Below are 15414 nucleotides of genomic sequence, written 5' to 3'. Positions count from 1 at the left end.
TCAGGTAAGCGCCTGCTCCAGATCCCGGAGCAGGTCGGCGGCGTCCTCGATGCCGACCGACAGGCGCACCAGGTCGGCGGGCACCTCCAGCGGCGATCCGGCGGCCGAGGCGTGCGTCATCCGGCCCGGGTGCTCGATCAGCGACTCGACGCCGCCGAGCGACTCGCCGAGCGTGAACAGCTTCGTCCGCTCGCACACCCGGACGGCGGCCTCCTCCGACTCCATCCGGAACGAGACCATGCCGCCGAACGCCTTCATCTGCTTGGCGGCGATCTCGTGGCCCGGGTGGTCCGGGAGGCCCGGATAGAGGACCTGCCGGACGGACGGGTGCCGCGTCAGCAGGTCCACGACCCGCTCCGCGTTGGCGCAGTGCCGGTCCATCCGCACGCCGAGCGTCTTGATCCCGCGCAGGGTGAGCCAGGCGTCGAACGGGCCCGCGACGGCGCCCATCGCGTTCTGGTGGAACGCCAGCCGCTCCCCGAGGTCCGCGTCCGCGGCGATCAGCGCGCCCCCGACGACGTCGGAGTGCCCGCCGATGTACTTGGTGGTGGAGTGGACGACGACGTCCGCGCCGAGCTCCAGCGGCCGCTGCAGGTAGGGCGAGGCGAAGGTGTTGTCGACGGCCAGCAGCGCCCCGGCGTCGCGGGCGACGGCGGCCAGGGCCGCGATGTCGGCGACGCCGAGCAGCGGGTTGGTGGGCGTCTCCACCCAGATGATCTTCGTTTCGGGGCGCACCGCCGCCCGCACGGCGGCGATGTCGCCGAGCGGAACCGGGTCGAACTCGACGCCCCACGGCTGGGCGACCTTCGCGAACAGCCGGTACGTCCCGCCGTAGGCGTCGTTGGGGACGATCACATGGGAACCAGGCCGGCAGACGGTGCGCAGCAGCGCGTCCTCGGCGGCGAGCCCCGAGGCGAACGCCAGCCCGCGCGCGCCGCCCTCCGTCTCGGCCAGGCATACCTCCAGCGCGGTACGCGTAGGATTGGCCGACCGGGAGTACTCGTAGCCGCCGCGCAGCCCCCCGATGCCGTCCTGCTTGTACGTCGAGACCTGGTAGATCGGCGGGACGACCGCGCCGGTGGCCGGGTCGGGCTCCTGCCCGGCGTGGATGGCCAGGGTCTCGAACCCCCGTTGAACCTCGTTGTCCATGGGTACGAGGCTATCCACTCCCCGCCCCTCCTAGAGGAGGAGAGGCTCCCCCGGAGGTATCACCCCGTATTTCGGCGCTGCGGGTGACCCCCGCACGGTGTCCGGTCTCTACTGTTTTACAGGTATCCCTACGACCGTGAATTTAAGGAAGCCCCCATGTTCGCTCGGCTCGCGCGCTTCGTCGTGAGACACCCGTGGTGGACGATCGTGGCCTGGCTCGTGGCCGCGGTTCTCATCATCGCCCTCTCCCCCAAGCTCACCACCGAGTCCGACCAGGGCGACTTCCTGCCCTCGAAGTACGAGTCGGTGCAGGCGCTCAAGATCGCTGAAAAGGCGTTCCCGCAGCAGGAGGACACCTCCTCGCTGATCGTGGTGAAGCGCTCGGACGGCCAGCCGCTGACGGCGCAGGACAGCGCCAAGGTGAACGAGGCCGCCAAGTCGCTGAACGCCAAGAAGCCGCCGACCGTCCTCGGCTTCGCGACCGGCCCGCAGGCCGTCGCGCCCAACAAGGCCGTCCAGGTGGTCATGGTGCCGATGAAGGGCACCTCGATGGACGACAGCAAGAAGCAGGGCGAGGCGGTCAAGCAGATCCGCAAGGACCTGCCCACCCTGCTGAAGGGCAGCGGGATGGAGGCCAAGGTCGGCGGTGACGTCGCCGGCTTCGTCGACAACGAGGACTCCTTCAACAAGTCCTTCGAGATCGTCGGCATCGCCACCTTCGTGCTGATCATCGGCCTGATCCTGCTGATCTTCCGGGCGCCGCTGGCGGCCATCCTGCCGATCATCGTCATCACCGTGACCATGCAGGTCGCGATGGGTTTGATCGGCACGGCCTCGAAGATCTTCGGGTTCTCCGGCGACGACAGCCTCAGCACCATCATCCTGATCGTGCTCTTCGGCATCGGCGCCGACTACTACCTGTTCCTGATGTTCCGGTTCCGCGAGCGGCTGCGGGCGGGCGACGACAAGAAGACCGCGATGATCACCGCGGTGGAGCGGGTCGGCGAGGTCATCTCCTCGGCCGCCGCCGCCATCGCCGTGACGTTCCTGGTCCTGCTGCTCGCGACGTTCGGCGTCTTCAGCGCCTGGGGCCCGTCCCTCGCCATCGCCGTCGTCGTGATGGGCATCACGTCGCTGACGCTGTTCCCCGCGCTCGTCTCGCTGCTCGGCACCGCCGTCTTCTGGCCGTCCAAGGCGTGGAAGAAGCAGCCGAAGGACAGGTTCTCCACGGCCATCGGCCGCGGCGTCGGCAAGCGCCCCGCGGTCGCCGCGGCGGCGTCCGGGCTCGTCCTGGTCGTGCTGGCGCTCGGCACCCTCGGGTTCAAGGCCGACTACGACTTCGCGGCCGGCTTCCCGCAGGACACCGAGTCCGCCCAGGCGACCAAGGACATGGAGAAGGGCTTCCCGCCCGGCCTGACCACCCCGGTCCAGGTGTTCATCAAGAGCCAGAACGGGCAGCCGGTCAGCCAGCAGCAGCTCCAGACGTTCAGCAAGGCCGTCGAGAACGCGCCCGGCGTCGGCAGGGTGCAGCCTCCCGTCCCCGGCCAGGACAAGACGGTGGCCCGGGTCGACCTCGTGCTGAAGCTCAACCCCGCGTCCAACAAGGCGATCAGCCTGGTCAAGGACGACCTGGCGCCCGCCGTGCACAAGGCGGCGCCTGAGGGCACCCGCGCCTACGTCGGCGGACCGACGGCGATCTTCTCCGACATCAACGCGGTCAACAACCGCGACCTGTCGGTGATCCTGCCGGTGGCGGCGGTGCTGATCGCGCTGATCCTGGCGCTGCTGCTGAGGTCGGTGGTCGCGCCGCTGTACCTGGTCGTGGCCGTCCTGCTGGGCTTCGCGGCGACGCTCGGCTCCGCGGTGTACGTCTTCCAGGGCGCGATGGGCGAGGCCGGCGTCACCTTCCAGCTGCCGATCGTCCTCTACCTGTTCGTGCTGGCCATCGGGACCGACTACAACATCCTGATGACGGCGCGGCTGCGCGAGGAGGCCAAGGAGGGCCACGAGCCGCGGAAGGCGGCGGCCCTGGCCGTCCAGCACGGCGGCCCGACGGTCGCCGCGGCGGGCCTCATTCTGGCCGGCACCTTCTCGGTGATGATGCTCGCGCCGGTCTCGATGCTCCAGCAGATGGGCTTCTCGGTGGCGATCGGCATCGCGCTGTCGGCCTTCGTGATGTCCACCTTCCTGGTGCCGGGCCTGACCGCGATGCTGGGCCACAGGGCCTGGTGGCCGGGCCACGGCGACGAGCCGAAGAAGCAGCCGCGGCCGAACGACACGCGGGAGGACTTCGCCCCGACCGGGCACCGCGGCTAGCCGCGGAGCCCCCCGAGACGTCGGGTTGCGGGGGCCGGCCCATAACGCCGCCCACCGGCCGGGCCCCGCAACCCGACACTGGAACGGCCGAGCGCCTGGAGATCATTGATCTCCAGGCGCTCGGCCGTTCCGCGCTCCCCCGGGTCAGCCGGTGGAGTCGGCCAGGAAGGCCAGCAGGTCCTGCCGGGTGATGAGGCCCTTGGGCTTGCCGTCCACGAGGACGACGGCCGCGCCGGACTTCTCCAGGACGCCGACGGCCTTGCTGACCGGTTCGCCGGAGCCGAGCGTCGGCAGCGGCGCCGACATGTGCGACTCGACCGGCTCGGTCATCTTGGCCTGGCCCTTCACCATGATGTCGAGCAGGTCGGTCTCCCCGACCGAGCCGACCACCTCGGCCGCCATGACCGGCGGCTCCTCCTTCATCACCGGCAGCTGCGACACCTCGTACTCGCGCATGATGGCGATCGCGGTCTGCACGGTCTCGTGCGGGTGGACGTGCACGAACTCCGGCAGCGTCCCGCCCTTGCGGGTGAGCACCTCGCCGACCCGCGCCTCCTCGGTGGAGGGGGTGAGGAAGCCGTAGTCCGCCATCCAGCTGTCGTTGAAGATCTTGCCGAGGTAGCCGCGTCCGCCGTCGGGCAGCAGCACCACGATCACCGCGTCCGGATCGGCGCGCTCGGCCACGCGCAGCGCGGCGACGACCGCCATCCCGCAGGACCCGCCGACGAGCAGCGCCTCCTCGCGGGCGAGGCGGCGGGTCATGGTGAAGGAGTCCTTGTCGGACACCGCGATGACCTCGTCGCAGATGTCGCGGTCGTAGGTCTCGGGCCAGATGTCCTCGCCGACGCCCTCGGTGAGGTAGGGGCGGCCGCTGCCGCCGGAGTAGACCGAGCCCTCCGGGTCCGCGCCGACGATCCGCACCCGCCCGCCGGAGACCTCCTTGAGGTACCGGCCGACGCCGCTGATCGTGCCGCCGGTGCCGATGCCCGCGACGAAGTGCGTGATGCGGCCCTCGGTCTGCTCCCACAGCTCCGGCCCGGTCGTCTCGTAGTGCGACCGGGGGTTCTGCGGGTTGGTGTACTGGTTCGGCTTCCACGCGTCGGGGATCTCGGTGACGAGGCGGTCCGAGACCGAGTAGTAGGAGTCGGGGTGCTCGGGGTTCACCGCCGTCGGGCAGACGACGACCTCGGCGCCGTACGCGCGCAGCACGTCGATCTTGTCCTTGCCGACCTTGTCGGGGCAGACGAAGACGCAGCGGTAGCCGCGCTCCTGCGCGACGATGGCGAGCCCGACCCCGGTGTTGCCGGACGTCGGCTCGACGATCGTGCCCCCGGGACGCAGCTCCCCGGACTTCTCGGCGGCGTCGATCATGCGGACCGCGATGCGGTCCTTCACCGACCCGCCGGGGTTGAAGTACTCCACCTTGGCGAGCACCTGCGGCGCCCGGCCGCCGCCCACACCGGCGGTCACCTTGCGCAACCGGAGGAGCGGGGTGTTGCCCATCAGTTCGACGAGCGAGTCGTGTACGTGCACCGCGACATCCTTGTCGTTCAGTGTGTTGGTCTTCATGTTGCGTGCCTGTTCGGCCGCCGGTCGCGCGCGGAAACCGGCGCGGGGCCGGAAGGCTTCCCGCTCTCGACGGTAGCCGAGAACGGCCACCGCAGGTATCGCGGCCCTTTCGCGTGGGTAGGTACTAATTCACGGAGGGTCAGCGCAGTATGTGGAGAGCATTTACCGCGCGCCGCATCGCGGCCGCCGCCGCCTACGGCGGCGGAGGCATCACCGCGCTCGGCGGCATCACGTTCGGCCTGCTGCTGATGCAGGCCAGGCTCGCCCGCAGGACCATCCTCGCACGGCCGAACGGCGACCCGCCGATCGCCGACGGGCTGTACGGCGGGACGCGCGGCGGCGAGCCGCTCTCGCTGGTCATGCTCGGCGACTCGACCGCCGCCGGGCTCGGCGTGCACACCCCGGAGGAGACCCCCGCCGCGCTGCTGGCGGCCGGGCTGTCCGCGATCGCGGGGCGTCCCGTCCGGCTGACGAACGTGGCCCGCTCCGGTTCCCGCTCGCAGGCGCTCGACGGCCAGGCCGACCAGGCCCTGCAGACCCGTCCCGACGTCGCCGTCATCATGATCGGCGCGAACGACGTGACGGGGCGGGTCCCGGCCGCCGAGTCCGTGCGGCACCTGGCCCGCGCGGTGGAGCGGCTGCGCGGCGCCGGGAGCGAGGTCGTCGTCGGCACCTGCCCCGACCTCGGCTCCGTGAAGTCGCTGATGCCGCCGCTGCGCTGGTTCGCCCGGCGCGCGAGCCGGCAGCTCGCCGCCGCCCAGACGATCGCCGTCGTCGAGCGCGGCGGCCGCTCGGTGTCGCTCGGCGACCTGCTCGGCCGCGAGTTCGCCGCCGACCCGCTCGCGATGTTCAGCGAGGACCGCTACCACCCGTCCGCCCGCGGCTACGCCGCCGCGTCGGCCGCCGTGCTGCCGTCGATGGCGTCCGCGCTGGGCCTGGGGCACGACCTGTCCGGCCACCTGACCGCGGACGTCCTGCCCGTCTACCTCGCCGCCGCCGAGGCCGCCGAGCGGGCCGGCACGGAGGTCAGCGGCGCGTCGGTCGCCGGGCTCGAGCGCGGCCCCCGGGGACGCTGGGCCACCCTGCGGTACCCGCTGCGCCGCCCCGCGCTGCGCCGCCCCGCGCTGCGCCGGCCCCGGCGCCACGCGGCCGAACGCCTTCCCCGCGAGGACGGCGCGGCCCTCACGGAGCCGGAGCCCGCCCGGTCACCGGTGGCGGGCCCCGGCCGCCCGTGGCACCTGCCGGGGCTTCGCCCGCGCTGGCGGTGGCCCGACCGGTGGCGCCGGTCCCACTCTCCGGCGCCCGGCGTCCCGGACACATGGGGCGGCGGTCACCAGACCGCCGGGACCTCGCCCAGGTGACCGAGGTAAGCCCGCACTTATTGGACACCGCGTCCACCAGGCCCGGGGGGCGGCGTGTACGCCGCGGGGGGCCAGCGGCTAGATTGCTGGTGACCGGTGAGTAACACCGTTGGCCGCTGAGAAGGAGTCCCGCACATGCCCGAGGCAGTCATCGTCGCAACCGCGCGCTCGCCGATCGGGCGCGCCTTCAAGGGGTCGCTCAAGGACATCCGGCCCGACGACCTCACCGCCCAGATGGTCACCGCCGCGATGGCGAAGGTCCCGCAGCTGGACCCGAGCCAGATCGACGACCTGCTGCTCGGCTGCGGCCTGCCCGGCGGCGAGCAGGGCTACAACATGGGCCGCGTGGTGTCGGTCCTGCTGGGCTGGGACAACGTGCCCGGCGCCACCATCACCCGGTACTGCTCGTCCTCGCTCCAGACGACGCGGATGGCGCTGCACGCGATCCGCGCCGGGGAGGCCGACGTCATCGTCTCGGCGGGCGTCGAGACCGTCAGCCGGTTCGCCAAGGGCAGCAGCGACGGCCTGCCCGACACGCAGAACCCGCTGTTCGCCGACGCCCAGGGCCGCACCGCGAAGACCGGCGAGGGCGGCGCCCCCGTGTGGCACGACCCGCGCGAGGACGGCGCGCTGCCCGACATCTACATCGCGATGGGCCAGACCGCCGAGAACGTGGCGGCCCTGCGCGGCGTGTCCCGCCAGGCGCAGGACGAGTTCGGCGTCCGCTCGCAGAACCTCGCCGAGAAGGCCCTCGCCAACGGGTTCTGGGAGAAGGACATCACCCCGGTGACGCTGCCGGACGGCTCCGTCGTGGCGAAGGACGACGGCCCCCGTCCGGGCACCACCTACGAGAAGGTGTCGCAGCTCAAGCCGGTGTTCCGCCCGGACGGGACGGTCACCGCCGGCAACTGCTGCCCGCTGAACGACGGCGCCGCCGCGGTCGTCGTCATGAGCGACACCAAGGCCGCCGAGCTCGGCATCACCCCGCTGGCCCGCATCGTGTCGACCGGCGTCACCGGCCTGTCCCCCGAGATCATGGGCCTCGGCCCGGTGGAGGCGTCCCGCAGGGCCCTCGCCAAGGCCGGCATGACGATCGACGACATCGACCTTGTCGAGATCAACGAGGCGTTCGCCGCGCAGGTGCTGCCGTCCGCCGACGAGCTCGGCATCGACCACGACAAGCTGAACGTCAACGGCGGCGCGATCGCCGTCGGCCACCCCTTCGGCATGACCGGCGCCCGCATCACCTCCACGCTCCTCAACGGCCTCCGCTTCCACGACAAGCAGTTCGGCCTGGAGACGATGTGCGTGGGCGGCGGCCAGGGCATGGCCATGGTCCTGGAGCGTCTCTCCTAGAGGTAAGACCGACCTTGCCTGGGGAAACGGAACCCAGACCGGTGCACGGTGGCCCGCGCGGAACCGCCCTCGGGCGGCTTCACGCGGGCCACCTGCGCGTTTCCGGGGATCATCCCCGTTACCGATGATCTACGTAACGTCATGGATAGGTCCCCGTTAGGGGGTTGTCACATGCGGAGAGGTGTTGCAGAGTCGGCAGGAAGAACCCCGCGACCTGGAGGTGCCGATGTCACTGAACCACTCGCCGGAAACGCACAGCAAGCTGATAGCCCGCATTCCGCAAGTCACCGGACGTGACATCCCCGAGTGGTTCACCACGATCGAGAACGGGCCCTCGTTCACCCGCTGCGAGGAACGCAGCACCTGGCTGGCCGAGGAGCACAACCTCTCCCACGGCTACGCCGCGGCCCTGGTCCGCGAGCACGAGCGCACGCGCCGCGCCCGCCACTACTGAGCACGCGCCTCCCCCGGGAGGGCGCGCCGATCGAACTTCACAACGTTGCGGGTTCCCGCCAACGGGTGTCCCCGCCGTCGTGCCGCTGCGCGCCACGACCCTGGCGCAGAGACCCCGCACAGATCAGCCCCACGCCGTCCGGCGCGGGGCTGATCAGCGTGTGGGCCGCTAGTCGCGCCCGGAGAAGTAGCTGAGCAGCCGCAGGACCTCCAGGTAGATCCACACCAGGCTCAGTACCAGCCCGAACGCGCAGAACCAGGCGAACTTCTCGGGCGCGCCGGTGCGGACGCCGGTCTCGACCGCGTCGAAGTCGAGCAGCAGGAAGAAGCAGCCGACGAGGATCGCGGCGACGCTGAAGACGTAGGCGAGCGGGTTGCCGGGGTCGCGGATCCCGATGCCGTGGTCGCCGCCGAACATGTGCACCGCCCAGTTGACGATCATCAGTCCGATCAGGGCGAGCCCGGCGGCCATGACGAACCGGGCGAACGCGGGCGTGACCCGGACGATGCGCAGCGCGTAGACGGCGAGGGTGGCGCCGAACGCCAGCGCCGTCCCGACGACCGCCTGGAAGACCACCCCGTGGTAGATGTCGTTGTAGGAGTGGCTGATGAGCCCGACGACGACACCGTAGACCGCGGCGAACGCCAGTACCGTCGCCGCGTTCGCCTTGCGGCCGAACGCGATGAAGGCCCAGATGCCGATCTCGGCGATGAGCGCCACGACCAGGACGGGCGGAACGAGCGAGGTCGGTACGAGCGCCCACGCCAGCGCCGCCGTGACCACCAGCGTCACGAGCGTCAGGAACCCGCGGACGACGACGTCGTCGATGGTCATCGTCCTGCCGGCGGGCGGCGCGTACACGGCCCCTCCGTGGGGCTGCGCGCCGTACCCCCCGACCCGCGGGTCGAAGGCACTCCCCCTGAACACGGGGTTTCTACTCTCCATCAGATCTCCACTTCGGCCGACACGACCCCCGTCTAATCCGCAGCAGTCCCCCCACTTGATCAGCCCCAAACCGCAGAACCCACACGACGACCTCACACAGGAGAACGCGAAGGCGAAGCCGAGCACACGCGAAGGCGAAGCCGAGCCGGGTGGGAACCTCAGCCGGGGGAGGGCGATGGCGAAGCCGAGCCCACGCGAGGGCGGAGCCCGAGCATCGGGGGTTCCAGGGGGTCGCCCCCTGGGCAGACACGGCGAGCCCCCGGCGAAGCCGACGAAGACGGCGAGCAGGGTTCGCCGCACGTGCCCCTGGTCGGACTCGAACCGACACACTGGCTCTTTTAGGGAGCCCGCCTCTGCCGTTGGGCTACAGGGGCGGGGTCATCATATCGAGTCAGTGGTCGTCGCCGCCGTCTCCAGGGGCCGTGATTGTGGAGCTCTGGCGGCCGGGTCCGGCCAGTGGAACGGTCCGGCCGGTCAAGCCCCGCTGTCAGATGTCGCGCTGGCGGCCTGCGGCGAGCTCGAACTCCTGGCGGGGCCATTCGAGTTCGCCCAGCGAGACGATCTCGCGGCGGAAGAACGCGGAGAGCGTCCAGTCCATGGTGATGCGGAACTTGCGGTTGACGGTGGGCATGCGCGACAGGTGGTAGGTGCGGTGCATGAACCACGCGGGGAGGCCGCGCAGTTTGAGCCCGTAGACGTTGGCGACGCCCTTGTGGAGGCCGAGGCCGGCGACCGAGCCGACGTAGGCGTGCACGTACGGTTTGCGGGGTTTGCCGCGCAGGTCGGCGACGATGTTGTCGGCCAGGCGTTTGGCCTGCCGGACGGCGTGCTGGGCGTTGGGCGCGGTGAAGTCCCCGGTGTCGGTGAGGTCGGGGACGGCGGCGTTGTCGCCGGCGGCGTAGACGCCGTCGAGGCCTTCGACGGTGAGTTCGGCGGTGGTCTTGATGCGGCTCTTGTCGTCCAGGGGGAGGTCGCTCTCCTTGACGACGGGGTGCGGTTTCACGCCGGCCGTCCAGACGAGGGTGCCGGCCTCGAACTCCTCGCCGTCGCTCAGCACGATGCGCCGCTTCTCGGCGGACTTGAGCAGCGTGTTCATCTTGACCTCGATGCCGCGGCGGCGCAGGGCCTCGGCCGTCCAGCGGCCCATCTCGGGGCCCACCTCGGGGAGGATGCGGTCGGTGGCCTCGACCATCATCCAGCGCATCTCCCGGTCGTCGATCGTGGGGTACCACTTGCAGGCGTCGCGGGCCATGTCCTCCAGTTCGGCCATGGCCTCGACGCCGGCGAATCCGGCGCCGACGAACACGAACGTGAGGGCGCGCCTGCGGACGGTCTCGTTGTCCGGGTTGGACGCGGCGATGTCGAGCTGGTGCAGGACGTGGTTGCGCAGGAAGATCGCTTCTTCGACGGTCTTGAAGCCGATCCCGCATTCGGCGAGGCCGGGGATGGGCAGGGTCCGCGAGATGGAGCCGAGGCAGACCACGATCATGTCGTATTCGATGTCCCGTTCCGGCACGCCGGCGGTGTGGGCTCCGGCGGGGCGGATGGTGACGCGTCTGGAGGCGTTGTCGATCCGTGTCACGAACCCGTTCACGATGCGGCAGCGGTTGAGGACCTTGCGCAGCGGCGCGACGACGTGGCGGGGCTCCAGGTTGCCCGCGGCCGCCTCCGGCAGGAACGGCTGGTAGGTCATGTAGGACTGCGGGTCGATGACGGTGACGGCGACCTCGCCGCGGCGCAGTTCGCCGCGCAGCCTCTTCTGCAGGCGCAGGGCCGTGTACATGCCGACGTAGCCGCCGCCGACGATCACGATCTGTTTCGTGCGCTGGATTGGCATATCCGGAGCGATACCCGCTTCTGTCGCGGCCTCACGTCTTGGGGTGAGTTGCGAACTTCCTCGCCACGCCCGACATCTCATTCGATGTTCCACCAGAAAGACACTGCGAGGTCAGGGCCCGACGGGGGCGCCAAGCGGACGCGGGCGGTGGACCGGTGCGGGGGCCGGTCCACCGCGACACGGCCGCTTGGCCAAGGCCCTGCCTCGCAGTCTCATTGGGGGACGCGATGTTACGGATCATCGGGAGCACCCTCGCCGTCGCGGCCGTCACCGCTCTCGCGGGGTGCGGCGAGGCCGGCTCGAACGCGGGGCGCACGTCGTCCGAGGGGGGCGCCCCGACGCTCGCGCCGTCCGGCGGGACGAGCGCCGGCACGCCCGGCCCGCCGAACCAGACCGAGTCCGTGGACGCGCGGTGGGAGTACGGGCCGGTCTGCCAGCACGGCGAGATCCGGCTGACGCCCCTCGGCACGACCCCTCCGGCCTAGTGGTGGTCGCGGGCGCGGACGAACACCGCGTCCAGCATGTCCTCGGTGACGCGGCCGGTGAAGGTGTTCTGCTGGCTCGGGTGGTAGCAGCCGAGGAGCAGGACGGGGTCGCGCCGGGAGGCCGACGGCGTCGGCGCCAGTTCGACCTCGGCGCCGTGGCCGAACTTCGGCCGCGGGCGCGGCACCGCGTACCCGGCCTGCTTCAGCGCGGGCCACACGCCCTGCCAGGCGAAACCGCCGAGGCACACGACGCAGCGGACGCTCGGGGCGACCTGCTCGACCTCGCGTGCGAGCCATGGCAGGCAGGTCGTCCGCTCCAGCGGCGTCGGCTTGTTGTCGGGCGGGGCGCACCGGACGGACGCCGCCATCCGCGCGCCGATCAGCCGCTGCCCGTCGCCCGCGCGGACGCTGGTCGGCCGGGCCGCCAGCCCGACCCGGTGCAGGGACGCGAACAGCCAGTCGCCCGAGCGGTCGCCGGTGAAGATGCGGCCGGTGCGGTTGCCGCCGTGCGCGGCGGGGGCCAGACCGACGATCAGGATGCGCGGCCGCTCGTCGCCCCATCCGGCGACGGGACGGCCCCAGTACCGCTCGTCCGCGAACGCCCGGCGGCGCTCGACGGCGACCTTCTCCCGCCATTCCACGAGCCGGTCGCAGGCGCGGCACACCGACTGCCGGGCGCACAGCTCGTGCAGATCCGGGGCCCCGGCGGCCAGTTCGGCGACGTCGCCGGCGTCGTGCGCGACGGGGGTCGCGGGGGCGGCGGGGTCTTCCGGCCACCCTGACCCGGGCGGCACGAACGGAGGGTTGGCGGGCGGCATACCACCGATCGTCCCACGCCACGGCCGGTGGCCGGGTTCCGCCCATGGCCGGTGGGAGGCGGGTCCGGTCGGTACGATGCGTTCGCCGGTCGGGGAGGCGGGTGTCTCGGCACGCGCGTTGTGCGAAGCGGGAGGCAGGAGTGTCGCAACCGGGCTGGTACCCCGACCCCTACGGCACGGGCAGCCTTCGCTGGTGGGACGGGGAGAACTGGACCGAGCGGCTGAACCCCGAGCCCGACCGCCCGCCCCGGCTCCCGCGCCGGGAGCGTCCGCAGGACACCGGGTCCGCGGGAGGGACGCACGACGCCGCCCCGCACGCGCCGACCTGGGACCGCGCCCCGTCCGTCCCCTCCCTGGACGTGCACGTGCGCGGCCTGCGCCTGCACGCCGACGACCAGGGCGTCGCCTACGGGGACGTCTCACTCGCCTGGCCCTACGTGGAGTGGGTGGCGTACTGGGCGGCGGAGCGCCCGGCGGCCCCCGGCCACGTCCCGGGCACCCAGTGGGTCTTCCAGGCGGGGCGGTACCCGTTCCGCGGCGGCCCCCGCGTGGAGGTGGTGATCGAACCGGGCGCGCTGCCCGGCCGCGCGGCGGGGCCGGACGGCGAGCCGGAGCGCGTGTGGGGGCGGTTGATCCAGCTCTGCCAGGAGTACGCGGAGTCGCGGCTCGTCGAGGAGCTGGCCGCCCGCGTCCGCGCGGGCGAGTCCATCGACGTGGCGCAGGGGCTGACCGTCCATCCGGGCGGCGTGCGCGGCGACCGGGTGTCGCTGAGCTGGTCGTCGATCTCCACCGCGACCGTCGACCGGGGCCGGGTCTGGATCCAGCAGGCCGGCGGCACCGCGCCGATCCTCTACGTCCCGCAGCAGAACCCGAACGCGGTGCTGATCCCCGCACTGCTGGCGCGGCTCAAGTACTGAGACCGAGCCCGTCTCGGATCACGGCCAGGGCCGCAGCAGCCGACACCCATCCTTGCCGGCCGAGGACTCACAGCCTGTCTCGAAGTGGTCTCGGCCACGCGCGCGAACGCGTGACCTGCCCGGTGGCGCGAAGCCGGAGGCGAGCGAAGTGGTCCGGGACTCGATCAACACAGCGGTCAGACCAGCGACCAGGCGATGCCGTCGAGGATGTCGTGCTCGCTGACGACGACGGCCCCGAACCCGTACTCGCGCATGATGCGGTCGAGGATGAGCGCGCCCGCACCGATCACGTCGACGCGGCCGGGGTGCATGACGCCGAACTCGGCGCGCTCGGCGCGGGTGGCGTGCAGCAGCCGCCGCGTCACCTCGTGCACCTGTCCGGCGGTGATCCGCGCCAGGTGGATGCGGTCGGGCTCGTAGCGCGGCAGGTCGAGCGCGATGCCGGCGACCGTGGTGACGGATCCGGCGAGCCCGACGAGGGTGCGCGCCTCGTCCACCGGGACGGTCTCGCGGACGGCGGCGAGCGCGGCGTCGATGTCGGCGGCGGCGTTGGAGATCTGCTCGGGCGAGGGCGGGTCGTCCCTGAGGTGCCGCTCGGTCATCCGCACGCAGCCGATGTCGATGGAGCGGGCCGCGTCCGCCGAGGAGCTGCCGAGCACGATCTCGGTGGACCCGCCGCCGATGTCCACGATCAGGTAGGGGCGGGCGGGGCGCAGCTTCGCCAGCTCGCGGGTGGCGCCGGTGAACGACAGCCCGGCCTCCTCGTCCCCGGTGATCACCTCGGGGACGACGCCGAAGATGTCGACGACGCCGCTGACGAAGTCGGCCCGGTTGGCGGCGTCGCGGGTCGCGCTGGTCGCCACCACCCGGGTCTTGACCGGCCCGTGCCCGTCGCCGTGCCGCTCGATCAGCTCGGCGTACCCGCGCATCGCGGTGAAGGTGCGCTCCAGCGCGGCGGGCGACAGCCGCCCGGTCTGGTCGACGCCCTCCCCCAGCCGGACGATCTCCATCCGGCGCTCGACGTCGGTCAGCGTGGCGACGCCCTCGCCGTCGCCGCCTCCGGCGGCGATGTCGGCGATCAGCAGGCGGACCGAGTTGGTCCCGCAGTCGATGGCCGCGACGCGCGTCACCGCGCCTCCCCCGGTTCAGGTTCCGATTCGACAGTTTCGGCGGTGTCGCCGGATTCGATCTGGACGCAGGCCCCCGAGCGCCACCAGTCGGGCAGCGCGTCCAGGGCCTCGCGGCCGAACGGGTTGACGCCCGGCACCGCCAGCTCGTGCGCGACGAGGGCGTGCAGGCACTTGACGCGCTCCGGCATCCCGCCGGCGCTCTGCATGCCCTCGGGAAGCGGTTCGACGCCGTCCTCGCGGGCGGCCTCGTCGCGGCGGCGCAGGTAGTCGTCGTGGGCGGCGGCGTACCGCTCCGCCAGGGACGGGTCGTCGGCGAGCCTGGCCTGCATGTCGCGCATGACGCCGCTCCCCTCCAGCGTGCCGATGGCCGAGGCCGCCTTCGGGCACGTCAGGTAGAACAGCGTGGGGAAGGGCGTCCCGTCCGGAAGCCGCGGCGCCGTCTCGATCACGGCGGGCAGCCCGCACGGGCAGCGTCCCGCCACGCGCCGGACGCCGCGCGGCTCGCGGCCGAGCTGGGCCGCGACCGCGGCCGTGTCACGTGCGTCGATCATATCCACCCGCGCATCCGGGGATCCGTTCTCCTCCGCGCCTCAAGGAACGTCAGCGGGGCCTGTCGGCGGCCTCCACCGACCGCCACAGCGTCTCGTACCAGGGCGGTCTGCTCTCCGTCCCGCCCCTGCGGGACTGCTGCCCGTCCCCTTCGCCGCCGTCCAGCACGATGTAGCACTTCACGTCAGGACGACAGTAATGGAGCCGCCGCGTCGCCTCACGCTCAATGTACGACTTGTCGCCCAGCTGTTGCTTGCGCTGGGCGAGGATCTCGACCTGGCGGCGGGACATCGCCTCCTGGCGGCGCAGGTCGGCGATCTCCTTGCGCTGGGCGATGTACTCCCGGACAGGGTAGGCGAGGCTCAGTGCGATCGCGCACATCACCACCGCGAGGATCGCGGCACGGCTCGTCAGCGCCGGGTTGGAGCGGCGGGCCCGGCCGCCGCGCGCCCCGCGCCCGCCCGGTCCGCGGTCGGCGTCGCCGCGGCCGGTCTCGTGGTCGTCGCCCTGCGCCATCGTGTCCCCTGC

At 72.0% G+C, this 15414-nt stretch carries 14 protein-coding genes and 1 tRNA gene; 6 read left to right on the top strand and 9 right to left on the bottom strand.

All coding sequences use genetic code 11. The features are described 5' to 3' along the window. Positions 1-1149, bottom strand: a complete 1149-nt coding sequence (locus BKA00_RS34985; RefSeq protein WP_185032369.1) for a cystathionine gamma-synthase — start codon at positions 1147-1149, stop codon at positions 1-3. Positions 1150-1305: 156 nt separating this feature from the next. On the opposite strand from BKA00_RS34985, the gene BKA00_RS34980 reads away from it, so the two are divergent. Next, positions 1306-3465 carry an MMPL family transporter gene (locus BKA00_RS34980; RefSeq protein WP_185032367.1) on the top strand — a complete coding sequence of 720 codons (2160 nt, stop codon included), beginning with the start codon at positions 1306-1308 and terminating at the stop codon, positions 3463-3465. 144 nt (positions 3466-3609) lie between these two features. Here the strand turns inward: BKA00_RS34980 and BKA00_RS34975 are convergent, their stop codons facing one another. Next, positions 3610-4998, bottom strand: a complete 1389-nt coding sequence (locus BKA00_RS34975) for a cystathionine beta-synthase (protein ID WP_185035225.1) — start codon at positions 4996-4998, stop codon at positions 3610-3612. Positions 4999-5183: 185 nt separating this feature from the next. On the opposite strand from BKA00_RS34975, the gene BKA00_RS34970 reads away from it, so the two are divergent. The 3 genes from BKA00_RS34970 (at position 5184) to BKA00_RS34960 (ending at position 8205) form a co-directional block, all read left to right on the top strand. After that, entirely contained in the window at positions 5184-6395 is a 1212-nt protein-coding gene (locus tag BKA00_RS34970) for an SGNH/GDSL hydrolase family protein (protein ID WP_185032365.1), read from the top strand. Positions 6396-6530: 135 nt separating this feature from the next. Continuing rightward, positions 6531-7751 carry an acetyl-CoA C-acetyltransferase gene (locus BKA00_RS34965; protein ID WP_185032363.1) on the top strand — a complete coding sequence of 407 codons (1221 nt, stop codon included), beginning with the start codon at positions 6531-6533 and terminating at the stop codon, positions 7749-7751. 226 nt (positions 7752-7977) lie between these two features. Continuing rightward, entirely contained in the window at positions 7978-8205 is a 228-nt protein-coding gene (locus BKA00_RS34960; RefSeq protein WP_179843986.1) for a DUF4287 domain-containing protein, read from the top strand. Positions 8206-8373: 168 nt separating this feature from the next. Here BKA00_RS34960 and BKA00_RS34955 read toward each other — a convergent pair whose 3' ends face one another. From BKA00_RS34955 to BKA00_RS34945, 3 genes are all read right to left on the bottom strand, one after another. Continuing rightward, positions 8374-9150 carry a Bax inhibitor-1/YccA family protein gene (locus BKA00_RS34955; protein ID WP_185032361.1) on the bottom strand — a complete coding sequence of 259 codons (777 nt, stop codon included), beginning with the start codon at positions 9148-9150 and terminating at the stop codon, positions 8374-8376. Positions 9151-9451: 301 nt separating this feature from the next. Beyond that, a tRNA-Leu gene (locus BKA00_RS34950) sits at positions 9452-9524 on the bottom strand. Between the two features lie 113 nt (positions 9525-9637). After that, positions 9638-10987: an NAD(P)/FAD-dependent oxidoreductase gene (locus tag BKA00_RS34945; RefSeq protein ID WP_185032359.1), complete on the bottom strand. Its 1350-nt coding sequence runs from the start codon at positions 10985-10987 to the stop codon at positions 9638-9640. A 227-nt stretch (positions 10988-11214) separates the two neighbouring features. On the opposite strand from BKA00_RS34945, the gene BKA00_RS34940 reads away from it, so the two are divergent. Beyond that, a complete protein-coding gene (locus tag BKA00_RS34940; RefSeq protein ID WP_185032357.1) occupies positions 11215-11472 on the top strand; it encodes a hypothetical protein in 258 nt (85 codons plus the stop codon). Here the strand turns inward: BKA00_RS34940 and BKA00_RS34935 are convergent. Further along, positions 11469-12290: a uracil-DNA glycosylase gene (locus tag BKA00_RS34935; RefSeq protein ID WP_185032355.1), complete on the bottom strand. Its 822-nt coding sequence runs from the start codon at positions 12288-12290 to the stop codon at positions 11469-11471. The two genes, BKA00_RS34940 and BKA00_RS34935, sit on opposite strands and share 4 nt — an antisense overlap. A gap of 140 nt (positions 12291-12430) precedes the next feature. On the opposite strand from BKA00_RS34935, the gene BKA00_RS38445 reads away from it, so the two are divergent. After that, a complete protein-coding gene (locus tag BKA00_RS38445; protein ID WP_221493422.1) occupies positions 12431-13207 on the top strand; it encodes a DUF2510 domain-containing protein in 777 nt (258 codons plus the stop codon). Positions 13208-13383: 176 nt separating this feature from the next. On the opposite strand, the gene BKA00_RS34925 is transcribed toward BKA00_RS38445, so the two are convergent. From BKA00_RS34925 to BKA00_RS34915, 3 genes are read right to left on the bottom strand one after another with little or no spacing between them, the layout of a single operon-like run. Then, positions 13384-14337: a Ppx/GppA phosphatase family protein gene (locus BKA00_RS34925; RefSeq protein ID WP_185032353.1), complete on the bottom strand. Its 954-nt coding sequence runs from the start codon at positions 14335-14337 to the stop codon at positions 13384-13386. Beyond that, positions 14334-14888, bottom strand: a complete 555-nt coding sequence (locus tag BKA00_RS34920) for a DUF501 domain-containing protein (protein WP_185032351.1) — start codon at positions 14886-14888, stop codon at positions 14334-14336. The genes BKA00_RS34925 and BKA00_RS34920 overlap by 4 nt, the downstream gene beginning before the upstream one ends. A gap of 49 nt (positions 14889-14937) precedes the next feature. Continuing rightward, positions 14938-15402 (bottom strand): FtsB family cell division protein, encoded by a 465-nt coding sequence (locus tag BKA00_RS34915; protein WP_185032349.1) that lies wholly within the window; start codon positions 15400-15402, stop codon positions 14938-14940. Between the last annotated feature and the right edge of the window lie 12 nt (positions 15403-15414).

The organism is Actinomadura coerulea, from assembly GCF_014208105.1.
GTDB classification, from domain to species: Bacteria; Actinomycetota; Actinomycetes; order Streptosporangiales; family Streptosporangiaceae; genus Spirillospora; species Spirillospora coerulea.
The sequence above is the reverse complement of the archived record's forward strand: the minus strand, read 5'-3'. Positions and strand labels throughout refer to the sequence as shown.